General features: G+C 71.7%; 16 protein-coding genes and 1 riboswitch. Of the genes, 10 read left to right on the forward strand and 6 right to left on the reverse strand.

Annotation, left to right across the window (positions count from 1 at the left end; all coding sequences use genetic code 11):
* From BGO22_RS18825 to BGO22_RS18835, 3 genes are all read right to left on the reverse strand, one after another.
* The coding region (locus BGO22_RS18825; RefSeq protein WP_070397842.1) for a phosphatase PAP2 family protein at positions 1–1,085 on the reverse strand (1,085 nt) is incomplete at its 3' end.
* Positions 1,086–1,106: 21 nt separating this feature from the next.
* Positions 1,107–2,852, reverse strand: coding sequence for an adenylate/guanylate cyclase domain-containing protein (locus tag BGO22_RS18830; RefSeq protein ID WP_286852217.1), 1,746 nt, complete (start codon positions 2,850–2,852; stop codon positions 1,107–1,109).
* 218 nt (positions 2,853–3,070) lie between these two features.
* Positions 3,071–3,523 (reverse strand): SWIB/MDM2 domain-containing protein, encoded by a 453-nt coding sequence (locus tag BGO22_RS18835; RefSeq protein ID WP_070397840.1) that lies wholly within the window; start codon positions 3,521–3,523, stop codon positions 3,071–3,073.
* Between the two features lie 275 nt (positions 3,524–3,798).
* Between BGO22_RS18835 and rraA the strand changes: the two genes are divergently transcribed.
* Positions 3,799–4,296: a ribonuclease E activity regulator RraA gene (gene rraA, locus BGO22_RS18840; RefSeq protein WP_070397839.1), complete on the forward strand. Its 498-nt coding sequence runs from the start codon at positions 3,799–3,801 to the stop codon at positions 4,294–4,296.
* Here rraA and BGO22_RS18845 read toward each other — a convergent pair.
* The 3 genes from BGO22_RS18845 to BGO22_RS18855 all read right to left on the reverse strand — a co-directional run bounded on the left by BGO22_RS18845 (position 4,293) and on the right by BGO22_RS18855 (position 6,017).
* Entirely contained in the window at positions 4,293–5,108 is an 816-nt protein-coding gene (locus tag BGO22_RS18845) for a sulfite exporter TauE/SafE family protein (protein WP_070397838.1), read from the reverse strand. The genes rraA and BGO22_RS18845 overlap by 4 nt on opposite strands.
* A 274-nt stretch (positions 5,109–5,382) precedes the next feature.
* Positions 5,383–5,793, reverse strand: a complete 411-nt coding sequence (locus BGO22_RS18850) for a cell division protein ZapA (RefSeq protein ID WP_070397837.1) — start codon at positions 5,791–5,793, stop codon at positions 5,383–5,385.
* A complete protein-coding gene (locus BGO22_RS18855) occupies positions 5,790–6,017 on the reverse strand; it encodes a DUF904 domain-containing protein (RefSeq protein WP_070397836.1) in 228 nt (75 codons plus the stop codon). The genes BGO22_RS18850 and BGO22_RS18855 overlap by 4 nt, the downstream gene beginning before the upstream one ends.
* 53 nt (positions 6,018–6,070) lie before the next feature.
* Positions 6,071–6,330: riboswitch (cobalamin riboswitch) on the forward strand.
* 74 nt (positions 6,331–6,404) lie between these two features.
* Between BGO22_RS18855 and BGO22_RS18860 the strand changes: the two genes are divergently transcribed.
* The 9 genes from BGO22_RS18860 to BGO22_RS18900 all read left to right on the forward strand — a co-directional run bounded on the left by BGO22_RS18860 (position 6,405) and on the right by BGO22_RS18900 (position 14,771).
* Positions 6,405–8,246 carry a TonB-dependent receptor domain-containing protein gene (locus tag BGO22_RS18860; protein ID WP_139146941.1) on the forward strand — a complete coding sequence of 614 codons (1,842 nt, stop codon included), beginning with the start codon at positions 6,405–6,407 and terminating at the stop codon, positions 8,244–8,246.
* Positions 8,243–9,565, forward strand: coding sequence for a cobyrinic acid a,c-diamide synthase CobB (locus tag BGO22_RS18865; RefSeq protein WP_070397835.1), 1,323 nt, complete (start codon positions 8,243–8,245; stop codon positions 9,563–9,565). Before BGO22_RS18860 ends, BGO22_RS18865 begins: the two co-directional genes overlap by 4 nt.
* A 58-nt stretch (positions 9,566–9,623) precedes the next feature.
* On the forward strand, positions 9,624–10,433 hold the full coding sequence (locus BGO22_RS18870) for an ABC transporter substrate-binding protein (RefSeq protein WP_070397834.1): 810 nt from the start codon (positions 9,624–9,626) through the stop codon (positions 10,431–10,433).
* Positions 10,426–10,992: a bifunctional adenosylcobinamide kinase/adenosylcobinamide-phosphate guanylyltransferase gene (gene cobU / locus BGO22_RS18875; protein WP_070397833.1), complete on the forward strand. Its 567-nt coding sequence runs from the start codon at positions 10,426–10,428 to the stop codon at positions 10,990–10,992. Before BGO22_RS18870 ends, cobU begins: the two co-directional genes overlap by 8 nt.
* Positions 10,989–11,870 (forward strand): ABC transporter substrate-binding protein, encoded by an 882-nt coding sequence (locus tag BGO22_RS18880; RefSeq protein WP_070397832.1) that lies wholly within the window; start codon positions 10,989–10,991, stop codon positions 11,868–11,870. Before cobU ends, BGO22_RS18880 begins: the two co-directional genes overlap by 4 nt.
* Positions 11,867–12,931, forward strand: a complete 1,065-nt coding sequence (locus BGO22_RS18885; protein ID WP_083292889.1) for an iron ABC transporter permease — start codon at positions 11,867–11,869, stop codon at positions 12,929–12,931. Before BGO22_RS18880 ends, BGO22_RS18885 begins: the two co-directional genes overlap by 4 nt.
* A gap of 80 nt (positions 12,932–13,011) precedes the next feature.
* On the forward strand, positions 13,012–13,773 hold the full coding sequence (locus BGO22_RS18890; protein WP_070397830.1) for an ABC transporter ATP-binding protein: 762 nt from the start codon (positions 13,012–13,014) through the stop codon (positions 13,771–13,773).
* A gap of 19 nt (positions 13,774–13,792) precedes the next feature.
* A complete protein-coding gene (cobO, locus tag BGO22_RS18895) occupies positions 13,793–14,362 on the forward strand; it encodes a cob(I)yrinic acid a,c-diamide adenosyltransferase (RefSeq protein ID WP_070397829.1) in 570 nt (189 codons plus the stop codon).
* Positions 14,363–14,375: 13 nt separating this feature from the next.
* Positions 14,376–14,771, forward strand: coding sequence for a DUF1636 family protein (locus BGO22_RS18900; protein WP_070397828.1), 396 nt, complete (start codon positions 14,376–14,378; stop codon positions 14,769–14,771).
* Positions 14,772–14,781 lie beyond the last annotated feature (10 nt).

Below are 14,781 nucleotides of genomic sequence, written 5' to 3' on the forward strand. Positions count from 1 at the left end.
CATGGCCATTCCTTCACGGCTTCCTGCCACAGCCAGGCCAGCAGCGGCGCCTCGCCCACGGCGCGGGCGCGCGGGTCGCGGGTGTAGGGGTAGCCGCTGGCGTGGTCCATGGGGTCGTTCAGGCTGAAGTCCTTGGGCGCGCCGTCGGGCTCGTGGAACAGCGCGGAGTTGAAGCCGCGCGCGTGCACCTTGCCGCTGGTGGCGCGCGCCACGATGAACTCGGCCAGCGCGGTGCCCAGCAGGCGGCCGGCGGCGCTGTCCACCGGGTAGTGCACGCCGGCCACGGTGCGGTTGACGGCGATGCGCGCGGCCAGGCGCTGCAGCTGCTCGCGGCTTTCCTGGCCATTGCCGGGGTGGCGGGCGGTGGCGGGCATGCCGGCGTCCAGCAGGGCCTGCAGCAGGTTCGCGGCCAGGAAGGCCTCGGTGGCGTGTCCGCTGGGCCAGGCGCCGTGCCCCGGGGTGGGGATCATGGGTTGGATCTGCGGCGAGAACTCCACCGGGCGGGTGGTGGAGAACATGAACTTGAAGCGCTGGATGACGCTGGACGTGAGGTTCAAACCGACCTCCAGCAACTGCAGCGTGTACTTGTGCCGGTGCGCGGTGAGGCCCACGACCGAGCCCCAGAACGGGATGGGATAGCCCATCTGCTCGGTGATCTCCAGCGAGCGGTCGCTGCGCAGGTCGGCGTAGGCGGCGACGAGCGAGAGCTGCTTCTTCAGCAGGGCTTCGTCCGGCCCTTTGAGCGTCACCAGCGGCTGCGGGCGGCCCTGGCGGGCGTATGTCAGTTCGGCGCGGTACTGGCGCGCATTCGTATCGAAGCTCAAGCCCTCCATGAGCTCCGAGCCGATGGCTTGCACGCGTGGGCCGTTGTCCCAGCGCTTGAGGTTGGCCGGGTCGTTGAACGCCGGCCATTTGATGCGCAGCACCGGGCCTTCGTAGGGGCCGACGATGGCGGCGCGCGAGAGGGTGAGGGCGTCGGCGGACGCCAGGGCGCCTGGGGCGTTGCCCCCGAAGCCGCCGCTGAACCCGCCGCTGAACCCGCCGCTAAAGCCGCCGCTGAATCCTCCGCTGAATCCTCCACTCATTGCTTCTCTCCTTCCTGCTGGTTAATTGAGGCCTAAGGCTGACAAAACTTTTGCCGTGCGCTGACGAGTCGGGCTCACAGTTCCCGTCTGCAGATACGTGGCCAGCGTGAGCGACGGCTGAAGCTGTTTGACCAGCCCGAACATCTCGCGCGCCCGCTCGATCTGGCCCAATTCGTAGTGCGCGGTCATCAGCGTACGAATGGTCGGCAGGTGGTATCTGTTCTTCTTCAGCGAGCGTTCGCCATGCTGGATGGACTTCTCCAGCTCTCCCGCGCCCAGGTGGCTGGCGGCCAGCATCATTTCGAAGTAGTAGCGCTGTGGGTCCAGTGGAGACAACTCCAATGCCCGGGAGGCCTCGGGAATGGCATCCGCCGTATTGCCCCACATCGTTGACCAGACGCACCGGTACAGCCAGGCCATGGGGTCGTTGGGATTGGCGTCTGTGGCGGAGAAGAGCAATCGCTGGGATTCGCCTATGTTTTCGCCCAGGTGACACAGCGCGTGGCCCTTGATGGCCATGGCCAGCGAGCTGTGCGGTTCCAGATCGAGTGCGCGGTCGGCCACGCTGACCGCCTCGCGAAAGGCATGGGCGGGCTCCGCCGTCAGGCCCTGCACCACCTGCATGATGTGCCACTTGGACAGCCAGGCCCAGGGCGTGGCGACGCGCTTGTGGCGGTCCACCACGGCCTCCAGCAACTGCTGGCTGCGCTGCAGGTCGCGCGGCGTGGAGCGGTGCATCAGCGTGATGCCGCCCAGCATCAGCGCGTTGCTGTCGAGCTGCGGCACCGGCAGCACCAGGGTGCGCTGCACCATGTGGTGCAGCAAGGCCTCGGAGCAGGCCTCACTCAGCTGGTGGATCAGTTGGCTCTCGGTCTGCAGCAGGTCCATCACCTCGCCGGCCAGGCGATCGGCCCAGACCACCTCGCCGCGGCGGTTGTCGCAGAGCTCGGCGTTGATCACCACCTTGTCGCCGTAGCTCACGTAGCTGCCGCTGAGCGTGTACGCGGCCTCCAGTCGCTGGCCGACCTCGGCCGCCGTGGCCTGGCGGCCGCGGAAGGCGCTGGTGGACAGGCGCGAGATCACCCGCAGGTCGGGGCTGCGCGAGAGCTGGGTGATCACGCCGTCGGCCAGCAGGTCACCGATGACGAACTGTTCGGCGACGTGGCTGCGCGTCTCGAAGGGCACCACCGCGATGCTGGGACGGAAGTCGCTGGTGGCGGCCTCGGGCGCGGGCATGCGCGGCACCGCGCCCTGGGCGGCAACGGGCGTCACCGTCCAGGTGCGCACCGGCTCGGGCCAGTGCTTGAGGTAGCTCTCGCCGCGGTCCTGCACGTCGGCGTCGATGCCGACCACGATGGCGTCGTACACGCTGGCGGTGACCACGGTCTCGCCTGGTGCGGCCAGGTCGGCCACACGCGCCGCCAGGTTCACGCCCTGGCCGTAGATGTCGTTGTCGTCGATGTAGAGCTGGGTGGCGTTGAGTCCGGCGCGCAGGTGCAACTGCTGGGCCGCCGGCAGGTTCTGGTTGGCGCTGTCGAAATGGCGGTGCAGCGCCATCGCGGCGCGCACCGCCTGGGCCGGGTGCTCGAACTCCGCCAGCAGGCCGTCGCCCAGGCTCTTGACCAGGCGGCCACCGTGCGGGGGTAACACCTCGGTGGTGGCGTGGTGCACGAAGCCGCGCCACAGCCGCACCACCTGCTCCTCGTTGTGCGCCATCAGCCGCACCGATTCCACCAGGTCGATGACGAGCACGGTCTTGTGTTGCACCGGCGGCAGCTCGACGGCCTGGCCATGGGGTGGCGAGGCAGGCTCGGGGGAGGAGGGCGCGGGCGAGGGGACCATGCAAGCGGATGTGACAAACAATTCAGTTTCGCACAATCGAATTCGTGCGATGGAGCCAATGCCCGATGAACGAGCAGAAACGACAAAGCCGACGGGACGTCGGCTTTGTCGGGTTCACCGCCGTGTCACGGGCGGTTGGGGGATCACTTGAGGTGATCGTTGACCAGTTTGGTCATCTCGAACATGGACGCCTGGGCCTTCTTGAAGATCTCCTTCAGCTTGGCGTCGGCGTTGATCATGCGCTTGTTGACCGAGTCCTGGAGCTTGTTCTTCTTGATGTAGTCCCAGACCTTCTTGGTCACTTCGGTGCGCGGCAGCGGGTTGGCGCCCACGATGGCGGCCAGGGCGGCGCTGGGGGTCAGGGCCTTCATGAAGGCGGCGTTGGGGGTGCGCTTCTTGGCGGGGGCCTTCTTCGCCGGGGCCTTTTTGGCCGGGGCGGCTTTCTTCGCCGGAGCGGCCTTCTTGGCCGGGGCGGCCTTCTTCGCCGGAGCGGCTTTCTTGGCCGGGGCGGCCTTCTTCGCCGGAGCGGCTTTCTTGGCCGGAGCGGCCTTCTTCGCCGGGGCCTTCTTCGCGGCGGCTTTCTTCGCAGTTGCCATGGTGGATGTCCTTCTAGAAGTTGATGTGTTCGCTTGCGGAAAACGCGCTCTCACACAAGCGACATGATGCTAATGGAGTTGCACGCGGCTTCCAAGGAGGAAGACGCGGTTTTGCGAGGGGTGTCCAGGGGGAAACCGCGCTTTTTGGCGCGGAAAACAACACTCCTCGGGGGTGTGCGGCCCGTGGGGCGTTCCAGTGGGGCGCCCAGGCGCGCGCCCGGTGGGTTTGTCTCGACAATGCGCGCGAGTCGAAACCCCTCTGTGCGGAGCCCGCCATGAACACGCCTTCCCCCGCCACCTGCGATCTTTGCGACGCCCACAAGTCGGACGACAGCGGCGCCTTTCGGGTGCTGCCGCCGGTGTGGCGGCACTTCGGCGCGCGCCGCCGCTTCCACGGGCCGGTGAGCACGGTGCAGTGCTTCGAGGACAACTCGCTGGTGAAGGCGGCGGTGGAAAGCGCGGGCGAGGGACGGGTGCTGGTGGTGGACGGCGGCGGCTCGCTGCGCCGTGCGCTGCTGGGCGGCAACCTCGGCGCGGCGGCGGCGCGCAATGGCTGGGCGGGGGTGGTGATCGACGGCTGCGTGCGCGACGTGGCCGAGCTGGCCGGCAGCGAGGTGGGCATCTGCGCGCTGGCGCCGGTGCCGCTGCCGACGCAGCGTCGGGGCGAGGGGCAGCGCGACGTCGCCGTGCGGGTGCAGGGCGTGTGGGTGCGCCCGGGGGACTGGCTCTACGCGGACGAGGACGGGATCGTGGTGGCCGCGACCGCGCTTTAAGCGGCCAGGCCCTTCCAGAGCATGTACGCCGCGAGCGCGTACAGGATGCCCGCGAACACCCGCCGCAGCGTGGCGATGGGCAGCGCGTGCGCCGCCCGCACGCCCAGCGGTGCCATCAGCACGCTGGCACTGGCGATGACCACCAGCGCCGGCGCGTAGATGTAGCCCACCGAACCGGCCGGCAGCCCGCTCACGCCCTGGCCCGAGACCACGTAGCCCAGTGCGTTGGCCAAGGCGATCGGAAAGCCCAGCGCGGCGCTCGTGGCCACCGCGTTGTGGATGGGCACGTTGCACCAGGTCATGAAGGGCACCGAGACGAAGCCACCGCCCGCGCCCACCAGGCCGGACAGAAAGCCGATGACCCCGCCCGCACCCAGCTGGCCGGCCGTGCCCGGCATGGTGCGCGTCGGCTGGGGCTTGCGGTCGAGCAGCATCTGTGTGGCCGAAAAGCCCACGAAGAGCGAGAAGAACAGCGCCAGCCACGAGCCCTTGAGCAGCGCGAACACGCCCAGGCTGGCCAGCGCCGCGCCCAGCACGATGCCCGGTGCCAGCCGCTTCACGATGTCCCAGCGCACGGCGCCGCGCTTGTGGTGCGCGCGCACGCTGGAGATGCTGGTGAAGATGATGGTCGCCATCGAGGTGGCGATGGCCATCTTGACGGCCAGGTCGGGCGCGACGCCGCGGCCGTTGAGGATGAGGGTGATGAACGGGACCATCAGCATTCCGCCGCCGATGCCGAGCAGGCCCGCGAGGAATCCGGTCCCCACGCCGAGCAGCGCGAGCTCGGCGATCAACAGGGGTTCAAGTGGCATGAAAAGGTGTCTGCAAGTGAGCGCCGGGTCGTTGGCCTGAACCGGGGTTCAGGTGGGCAAGGGCAGCGCGGCGTCGGGTTCGTCTGACGCGAGACGCTCGCACCAGCCGCGCAATGTACCAAGCCCGGGCTCAATGAGCATTGGTTCAAGGACATGAGAACCCGGCACACACTGCAGACAGGGTTGATTCTAGAAGCACCGGGAAAGCCCTGCGGACCATCGGTCGGTGTGGCCGCGCGCGCTGATGGGCGGCGGCGGATTCACGCGGCGTTCGTCAGAGCAGCCGGCCGTCCTTGTCGAGCGTCTGATCGAGCCGGCGCATGAGGTCTTCGACGCGCGAGAGCGTCTGCGGATCGATGGCGTCCTGCTCGAAGCTGCCACCGGCCTCGGCGAAGGCGCTGCCTTCGGCCTGCGCGAAGGACGAGGCCTGGAACTGCTGCTGCTCGGCCTCGCGCTCGGCCTCCTTGCGCTCCAGTTGCGACAGCTCGAACGCCAGGTTCAGCGAGGCCAGCACGGCGATGCGGTCGCGCGCCTTGACCTTGCCCGCGTCGCGGATGCGGCACATGGCGGTGTCCACGCGCTCCACGGCGTCGAGCAGCGCGGTCTCGCCACCGTCGGGGCAGGACAGCAGGTAGCTCTGTCCCATGATCTGCACCTCGATCTGCTTGAAGCCGGGCCGGTTCATGTGCGCTCCTTGCGTTCTTCGGCGCTGGCGCCGGGCAGCCGCTCCAGCAGCGCGTCGATGCGCGCGCGCGCCGCCATCAGGCGCGACTTGAGCGAGTCGCGCTCGGCCTGCAGCGCATGCACCTGCTCGACGAGCAAGGCATTGGTGCGTTGCAGCTCCTCGTGGCGCAGCAACAGCCGCTCCACCTTGTCGGTGATCTGGTCGATGGGCGAGGGCGCGGCCATGGTCTTTGCGTGGCGAAGGGCGTGGGGCATTGTAGGCGTCACCAAAGGCTTTGCTTAGAATCACGGGCGTTGGTGCTCGCGGCGTGGTTCACGCGCCGCGGTTAAACGGGAAGCAGGAGGGCGCGCTGCCAGCGGCGGCGAACCTAACCTGCGCTGCCCCCGCAACGGTAAGCAGACGAGATGGCCGGCGGCCCCAAGCCGCCGGATGCTCTGCCACCCTCACACCGCCACTGGCCGGCGCCCCGCGCGCCGGCTGGGAAGGCGAGGGTGGTTGGTCTGCCAGCCCGGATACCGGCCAGCGAGGTGGCGGTGCGTCTTTGGGCGTGCCGCCGTGATGCCCATGCACCGTCGGGGAAGGCGGTGAGGGCGTGCCACCGCTTGTTCACCATGAAAATCCCCGCCCCGCGCGCGCCCCAGGCCGCGCTCCCGCTGGCCCTGCTGGCCGCCTTCGGCGTGTCCGCGTCCCACGCCCAGACCGCTCCCGACGCCACCCTCAAGGAAACCGTGGTCACCGCCACGAGGGTCGAGACCCGCAGCGATGAGCTGCTCAGCGACGTTGTCGTCATCGACGCCCAGGCCCTCGAGCAGGCCGCCGGCCGCACGCTGTCCGAGGTGCTGGTGCGCCAGGCCGGCCTGCAGATGAGCGCCAACGGCGGCCGCGGCAAGCAGACCGGCCTGTTCGTGCGCGGCACCGAAACGCGCCATGTGCTGCTGCTGGTCGACGGTGTGCGCTACGGCTCGTCCACGTCCGGCACGCCCAACTGGGACAACATCCCGCTCGGCCTGATCGACCGCATCGAGGTGCTCAAAGGCCCGGCCTCGGCGCTCTACGGCAGCGACGCCGTGGGCGGCGTGGTGCAGATCTTCACCAAGGGCGGCGTCAAGGGCTTCCACCCCGACGCCCGGATCACCGTCGGCAGCGAAGGGCACCGCGAGCTGGCCGCCGGCCTGCGCGGCGGCACCGACAGCTTCACCTACAGCCTGGGCCTGAGTTCCCTGAGCGAAGACGGCTTCTCCTCCACCAACCCGCGCATCGGCGCCAACTACAACCCCGACCGCGATGGCGTAAAGCAGGACAGCGTCTCGGGCTCGCTGCGCTGGCGCCTCGGCGAAGGCTGGTCCACCGACCTGAACTTCACCCAGGCCGACGGCGTCAGCCGCTTCGATCAGGGGCCAGGGACCTTCGATGCCCGTTCCAAGGCGACGACGCGCGTGCTCGGCTGGGGCCTGGAGCGCCAATGGTCCACCGACTCGCGCACGCGCCTGAACGTCTCGCGCAGCGACGACGACACCGACAGCTTCGGCGCCCCCGGCGCGCCCTCGGTGTTCGACACCTCGCAGACCCAGATCACGCTGCAGCACGACTGGAGCACCCGCCTCGGCACGCTGCTCGTGGGCGCGGAGTCGATCAAGGAAGCGGTGTCGGGCACGCAGGCCTACGCGGTGAACTCGCGCACCACCGACGCCGTCTTCCTGGGCCTGACCGGCGGCGTCGGCCAGCACCTGTGGCAGGCCAACCTGCGGCGCGATCAGAACTCGCAGTTCGGCGGCGCCACCACCGGCTTCGCCAGCTACGGCTACCAGCTCACGCCGAACTGGCGCCCGCACATCGCCTACGGCACCTCGTTCAAGATGCCGTCGTTCAACACGCTGTACTACGTGTCGCCGTTCTTCACCGGCAACCCGACCACGCAGCCCGAGCGCGGCAAGAACAGCGAGATCGGCCTGACCTACACCCAGGGCCTGCACGAGGTGAAGCTGACCCGCTTCGACAACCGCGTGCGCGGCTTCATCACCCTGCAGCCAGCGGTGGCCAACGTGCCGCAGGCGCGCATGCAGGGCTGGTCGCTGGGCTACACCGGCGAGGCCGGGGCCTGGTCGTGGTTCACGCAGCTGGAGCTGCTCGACGCCCGCAACGTCCGCACGCGCCAGAAGCTGCAGCGCCGCGCCGACGAGACCCTCAGCGCCGGCCTGGACCACCGCTTCGGCGCCTGGCGTTGGGGCGCCTCGCTGCAGTTGGTGGGGGAGCGGTTCGAGAACGCCGCCAACACCATCCGCCTGCCCGGCTTCGGCACGCTGGACCTGTACACGCGCTACGCCATCAACAAAGACTGGTCGCTCGCCCTGCGCCTGAACAACGTGGGCGACAAGGACTACCAGACCGCCAACGGCTACAACCAGCCGGGCCGCGCGGCCTACCTCACCCTGCAGTGGGCGCCCCAGCGATGAGGCACCAGGCAGCGGCCATCCTCGTGGCGGCCCCGGCCTCGGGCCAGGGCAAGACCACCGTGGCCGCGGCCGTGGCGCGGCTGCACGCGCGCGCCGGGCGGCGCGTGCGCGCCTTCAAGTGCGGGCCCGATTTCCTGGACCCGCACTGGCTCGCGCTGGCCAGCGGCCACCCGGTGCACAACCTGGACCTCTGGATGACCGGCGAGGACGACGCCCGCGCCCGCCTGCACGAGGCGGCGGGGCAGGCCGACCTGATCGTGGTCGAGGGCGTGATGGGCCTGTTCGACGGCGAGCCCAGCGCGGCCGAGCTCGCGCGGCGCTTCGGCCTGCCGGTGTTGGCGGTGATCGACGCCTCGGCCATGGCCGGCACCTTCGGCGCCCTGGCCTTCGGCCTGCGCCACTTTCGCGCCGGCCTGCCCTGGGCCGGCGTGCTGGCCAACCGCGTGGCGGGCGAGCGCCATGCCCAGCTGCTGCAGGACGCCCTGGGCGAGGACCGCGACAGCTGGCTGGGCGCGGTGAACCGCGACGCCGCCTTCTCGCTGCCCGAGCGCCACCTGGGCCTGACCGTCGCGTCCGAACTGCCCGACGCCCTGGCCCGGCTCGACGCCGCCGCCGACGCGCTGGCGGCCACGCCCCTGGGCGGCATGGACCGCGCCGCGCTGGCGCGCTGGACCGTCTCCTTCGAGGCCCCCGCGCCGCGCCCCGACCCGGGCCGCCCGCTGGCCGGCCGCACCGTCGCCGTCGCGCGCGACGCGGCCTTCTGCTTCATCTACCCGGCCAACCTGGACACGCTGCGCGGGCTGGGCGCCGAGCTGGCCTTCTTCTCGCCGCTGGCCGACGAGCCCTTGCCGCCCTGCGACGCCGTCTGGCTGCCCGGCGGCTACCCCGAACTGCACGCGGCCGAACTGGCCGCGAGCCAGCGCTGCCGCGCCGGCCTGGCCGCGCACCTGCAAGCGGGCCGGCCGGTGTGGGCGGAGTGCGGTGGCATGCTGTTGCTCATGGACGAACTGCGCACGCACGAGGGCGGCGCCCATGCGATGTGGGGCCTGCTGCCCGGACAGGCCGCGATGCAGCCGCGCCTGGTCGCGCTCGGGCCGCAGCGGCTGGACCTGCCGGCCGGCGCGCTGCGCGGCCACACCTTCCACCACTCGCGCACCGAATCGCCGCTCACGCCGATCGGCCGCACGGTGCCCCAGCGCGGCGGCGCGGGCGAGGCCCTGTACCAGGCCGGTGGCCTGCGCGCGAGCTACTTCCACGCCTGGTTCCCTTCCAGCCCGGCGGCCACCGCCTCGCTGTTCCTGCCGGAGGCTTCTGCATGAACACCGCCCGACCGCCCGAAGGGGCTCGCAGCGCTGCGAGCCGCGCGGAGGTGTTCCTGTGACCACCGCCACGCTCGGCCCGCAGCGCATCGTCTGCCTCACCGAAGAAACCACCGAATGGCTCTACCTGCTGGGGCAGGAGGCGCGCATCGTGGGCATCTCGGGCTACACCGTGCGCCCGCGCCGCGCGCGCGAGGAAAAGCCCAAGGTCAGCGCCTTCCTGAACGCCAAGATCGACAAGATCCTGGCGCTGGAGCCCGACTGCGTGTTCGGCTTTTCCGACCTGCAGGCCGACATCGCCTCGGCGCTGATCCGCGCGGGTGTGCAGGTCACCGTCTTCAACCAGCGCAGCGTGGCGCAGATCTTCGACATGCTCTACCAGGTGGCCGCGGTGGTGGGCCAGGCCGAGCAGGGCCTGGCCTGGATTGCGCGCACCCGGGCGCGGCTGGCGGCCATCGCCGAGGCGGGGCGCGCCCTGCCGAGCCGACCGCGCGTGTACTTCGAGGAGTGGGACGAGCCCTGCATCAGCGGCATCCGCTGGGTGTCGGAGCTGGTCGGCATCGCCGGCGGCGACGACTGTTTTCCCGAACTGGCCCTCATGCCGCTGGGCAAGGACCGCATCATCGGCGAGCCCCAGCGCATCGTCGATCGCGCGCCCGACATGGTCGTCGGCTCCTGGTGCGGCAAGAAGTTCCGGCCCGAGCGCGTGGCCGCTCGGCCCGGCTGGCAGGCCGTGCCCGCCGTGCGCGACGGCGAACTGCACGAGATCAAGTCGGCCGACATCCTGCAGCCCGGCCCGGCCGCGCTCACCGACGGCGTGGAGCGGCTGCACCGTCTCGTGATGGACTGGAGCGCGCGCCATGGCTGAGACCATCGCCCGCAGCGAATTCATCCTCGGCGGCCAGCGCAGCGGCAAGTCGCGCCGCGCCGAATCGCTGGCGCGCCGGTGGCTGGACGCCGGCGCCGGCCGCGGCGCCGTGCTGATCGCCACCGGCCAGCCCTGGGACGAGGAGATGCGCGCGCGCATCGCGCAGCACCAGCGGGAGCGCGCCGAGCGCGTGCCCGGCATGGCCACGGTGGAGGCGCCGCTGGCGCTGGCCGAGGCACTGGGTGAACACGCGTCGCCCGACACCTTGGTGGTGGTGGACTGCCTCACCCTGTGGCTGACCAACCTGCTGATGCCGGCCCAGGGCGGGGCCGCCGACCCCCAGGCGCCCACGCAGGCCCTGCTGGACGCCATCGCGGGCGCGCGCGGCCCCGTGGTGCTGGTGGGCAACGAGATCGGCCTGGGCGTGATCCCTCTGGGCCGCGAGACCCGCGCCTTCGTGGACGCATTGGGTCGCCTGAACCAGGCGGTGGCCGGCGCCTGCGAACGCGTGACCCTGATGGCGGCGGGCCTGCCGCTGACCTTGAAAGCCCCGCGATGAAGCGTCTCGCCTTGCCCTTGCTGCTGGCCCTGTGGCTGGCCCTGGCCAGCGCCGCTGCCCCGGCGCACGCCAGCGAGATCCGGGTCGTCGACGACCGCGGCGTGGCCGTGAGCCTGCCGCGCTCGCCGCAGCGCATCGTCTCGCTGCTGCCCTCGCTCACCGAAACCGTGTGCGAGCTGGGCCAATGCCACCGCCTGGTGGGCGTGGACCGCTACTCCAACTACCCGGCCTCGGTGCGCGCGCTGCCGCAAACGGGGGGCGGCATCGACCCGAACATCGAGGCCATCGTCGCGCTGCGGCCCGACCTGGTGCTGGCGGCCACGTCCTCGCGCGGCGTGCCGCGCCTGGAGTCCTTCGGCCTCAAGGTGCTGGCCCTGGAGCCGCGCACCGCGGCCGGCGCGCAGCGCGTGATGGGCGTGCTGGGCCAGGTGCTGGAGGTGCCCGACGCCGAGCGCGTCTGGCGCGCCATCGACGCCGGCGTGTCGGCGGCGGCGTCCTCGCTGCCGCCGCCGGCGCGCGGCCTGCGCGTGTACTACGAGGTCAGCACCGGCGGCTACGCGGCCGGGCCGGGCTCCTTCATCGGCGAGCTCATGGACCGCCTGGGCGCGCGCAACATCGTGGGGCGCGAGCTGGGCCCGTTCCCGCGCATCAACCCCGAGTACGTGGTGCGCGCCAACCCGGACCTGATCATGATCGGCCAGCGCAACGTCGCCGGCCTGGCGCAGCGCCCCGGCTGGCAGGGCATGCGCGCCTTGCGCGAAGGCCGCGTCTGCGTGTTCAGCGCCGACGAATCCGACGTGCTGGTGCGCCCCGGCCCGCGCATGGCCGAGGCGGCGCGCATCATGGCGCGCTGCATGGCCGAGAAAGGCGGGAAATGATCCACCCCCGCCGCGCTTTGCGCGACCCCCTCAGGGGGGCGACACCTGCGGCCCGGCACAGCCGGTTCCGCGGTGTCCCTGGCTTGGGGGGGGCTCTGCTGCTGGCGGCGCTGTTGCTGTTGCTGCTGGGCGCGGGCGTGGGCAGCACCGGCTTCGACAGCGTGCTCAACGCGCGCCACGACGCGGTGGCCTGGCAGATCCTGTGGGACATCCGCCTGCCGCGCACCCTGGGCGCCTGGGTCGCGGGCGCGCTGCTGGGCCTGGCGGGCGCGGTGGCGCAGGGCCTGTTCCGCAACCCGCTGGCCGACCCCTACCTGCTGGGCAGCGCCTCGGGCGCCGCGCTGGGCGTGGCCATCGCGCTCGCGCTGTTCGGCGCCTCCACCCTGGCCACGCCCTGGCTGGTGCGACTGGGCCTCACCGGCGCGGCCTTCCTGGGCGCGGTGCTGGGCGTGGCGCTCACGCTCATGCTGGCCAAGGGCGTTCAACAGACGCTGCGCCTGCTGCTGGCCGGCGTCATCGTGGGCGTGGTGCTGGGTGCGGCGCGCGACCTCATCACCATCGCCGAGCCCGACGTGCTGCAGGCCATGCAGGGTTTCATGCTGGGCAGCACGGGCTTCGTGGGCTGGTCCGCCTGCGGCGTGATGGCGGCCATGCTGCTGCTGGCGCTGGGGGTGTCCGCCGCGCTGGGCCGCGTGCTGGACGGCCTGGCCCTGGGCGAGGCCACGGCCCTGAGCCTGGGCCTGCCGCTGGGCGCCGTGCGCGTGGTGCTGGTGGCCGTGCTGGCCCTGGCCACCGGCGCGGCCGTGGCGCAGACCGGCCTGATTGCCTTCGTGGGCCTGGCCGCGCCGCACCTGGTGCGCTCGCTGGTCAAGACCACGCACGCGCGCCTGGTGGTGTTGAGCGCCTTCATGGGCGGGCTGCTGCTGATGGCGGCCGACGTGCTCGCGCGCTGGGTTATCGCGCCGCAGGAACTGCCCGTGGGCGTGCTCACCGCGGTGCTGGGCGGCAGCTACCTGCTGTGGCTGATGCACCGGCGCCGCCGGCCGGGGGGAGGGCTGTGAGCCCCCTCGCTCCACCGCTGCGCGGGTCGCTGCCCCCCGAGGGGGCTGATCCGGCTTGGGGCGGCCGGGCGCCGGATGGTGTGAGCGCCGCGCTGCAAGCCAAAAACATCGGCGTGTCGCTGGGCGGCGTCGAGGTCCTGCATGGCATTGAGCTGAGCCTGCCCGCCGGGCGCTGGACCAGCGTGGTCGGCCCCAACGGCGCGGGCAAATCGACCCTGCTCAAGGCCCTGGCCGGGCTGCTGCCGCACAGCGGCCAGGCCGAGCTGCTGGGCCGGCCTTTCGCCAGCTGGCGCGGCCGAGAACGCGCCCGCCGCCTGGCCTGGCTGGGGCAGGGCGAAACCGGCGCCGAGGACCTGAGCGTGTGGGACGTGGCCATGCTCGGCCGCCTGCCGCACCAGCCCTGGCTGGCCGCGCCGTCCGAGGCCGACTGCGCCGCCGTGGAGCAGTCCCTGCGCGCCACCCAGGCCTGGGACTGGCGCGAGCGCGCGCTCGGCGCGCTGTCCGGCGGCGAGCGCCAGCGCGTGCTGCTGGCGCGCCTGCTGGCGGTGAACGCCGACGTGCTGCTCATGGACGAGCCCCTGGCCAACCTGGACCCGCCGCACCAGGCCGACTGGATGCAGCTCGTGCGCGGTCTCGTGGCCCAGGGCAAGACCGTGGTGAGCGTGCTGCACGAAATCGGCGTGGCCCTGCACGCCGACCAGATGGTGATCGTGGCCGCCGGCCGCGTGCGCCACCAGGGCGCCTGCGACGCCGCCGCCACCCACCGCGCGCTGGAAGCCGTGTTCGACCAGCGCATCGCCATCCACCCGCTGGGCGACCAGTGGGTGGCCTTGCCCCGTTGATTGTTTCCTGGAGAAGCCGATGCAGATCGAAGCCCCCCCCGTCGACCGCGACACCCCCAAGCCGCAAGGCGAACGCCGGGGCCTGGTCATCGTGCACACCGGCAACGGCAAGGGCAAGAGCACGGCCGCCTTCGGCCTGGCGCTGCGCGCGCACGGGCGCGGCAAGGCGGTGAAGGTGTACCAGTTCATGAAGGTGCCGTCGGCGCGCTTCGGCGAGCACCGGCTGTTCGAGCAGCTGGGCGTTCCCATCGAAGGCCTGGGCGACGGCTTCAGCTGGAAGAGCCGAGACCTGGAGCACTCGGCCGAGCTCGCGCGCGCGGGCTGGGCCAAGGCCGAAGCCAGCATCCGCTCGGGCGAGCTTTTCATGGTGGTGCTCGACGAAATCATGTACCCGCTGCGCTACGGCTGGGTGCCGCTGGACGCGGTGCTGACCTGCCTGCGCGAGCGCCCGGCCGCGGTGCACGTGGTGCTGACCGGGCGCGGCGCGCCGGCCGAGCTGGTGGAGCTGGCCGACACGGTGACCGAGATGGCGCTGGTCAAGCACCACTTCCAGGCCGGCGTGCCGGCGCAGCGTGGCATCGAGGACTGATGAAGCGCGCCGAATGACCACCACCACCGAACTCATCGTCTGCACCACCTGCCGCCCGCCCGGCGCGTCGCGCGAGGGGCTCGCCGCGGGCGAAGAGCTGCTGGACGCCGTGTGCTGGGCCCAGGCGGACGGGCCCGCGAGCGCCATGGCCAGCGTGCGCGTGCGCGGCGTGGCCTGCCTCGGTGGCTGCTCGCGCGCCTGCACCGTGGCCCTGCAGGCACCCGGCAAGGCGAGCTACCTGTTCGGCGACCTGGCGCCCGACGCCGAGACCGCGCGCCAGGTGCTGCAGTGCGCCGCCCTGCACGCCGCCACCGCCGACGGTCAACTGCCCCGCCAGGCCCGGCCCGAGCGGCTGCGCGGCGGATTGCTGGCGCGGCTGCCCGCCCCGCTGGCGGCGAGCGAGGCATGAGGGCGCGCGC

Origin of the sequence: Hydrogenophaga sp. 70-12 (assembly GCF_001897365.1) — a bacterium.
Lineage (GTDB): Bacteria > Pseudomonadota > Gammaproteobacteria > Burkholderiales > Burkholderiaceae_C > Hydrogenophaga > Hydrogenophaga borbori.

Excerpts from the sequence above, each read along its gene's own strand:
- BGO22_RS18885 (WP_083292889.1), top strand. The coding sequence starts at position 11,867 with ATGATCCACCCCCGCCGCGCTTTGCGCGACCCCCTCAGGGGGGCGACA.
- BGO22_RS18860 (WP_139146941.1), top strand. The coding sequence starts at position 6,405 with ATGAAAATCCCCGCCCCGCGCGCGCCCCAGGCCGCGCTCCCGCTGGCC.
- rraA (WP_070397839.1), top strand. The coding sequence starts at position 3,799 with ATGAACACGCCTTCCCCCGCCACCTGCGATCTTTGCGACGCCCACAAG.
- cobU (WP_070397833.1), top strand. The coding sequence starts at position 10,426 with ATGGCTGAGACCATCGCCCGCAGCGAATTCATCCTCGGCGGCCAGCGC.
- BGO22_RS18900 (WP_070397828.1), top strand. The coding sequence starts at position 14,376 with ATGACCACCACCACCGAACTCATCGTCTGCACCACCTGCCGCCCGCCC.
- BGO22_RS18850 (WP_070397837.1), bottom strand. The coding sequence starts at position 5,793 with ATGAACCGGCCCGGCTTCAAGCAGATCGAGGTGCAGATCATGGGACAG.
- BGO22_RS18880 (WP_070397832.1), top strand. The coding sequence starts at position 10,989 with ATGAAGCGTCTCGCCTTGCCCTTGCTGCTGGCCCTGTGGCTGGCCCTG.
- cobO (WP_070397829.1), top strand. The coding sequence starts at position 13,793 with ATGCAGATCGAAGCCCCCCCCGTCGACCGCGACACCCCCAAGCCGCAA.
- BGO22_RS18865 (WP_070397835.1), top strand. The coding sequence starts at position 8,243 with ATGAGGCACCAGGCAGCGGCCATCCTCGTGGCGGCCCCGGCCTCGGGC.
- BGO22_RS18855 (WP_070397836.1), bottom strand. The coding sequence starts at position 6,017 with ATGGCCGCGCCCTCGCCCATCGACCAGATCACCGACAAGGTGGAGCGG.
- BGO22_RS18835 (WP_070397840.1), bottom strand. The coding sequence starts at position 3,523 with ATGGCAACTGCGAAGAAAGCCGCCGCGAAGAAGGCCCCGGCGAAGAAG.
- BGO22_RS18845 (WP_070397838.1), bottom strand. The coding sequence starts at position 5,108 with ATGCCACTTGAACCCCTGTTGATCGCCGAGCTCGCGCTGCTCGGCGTG.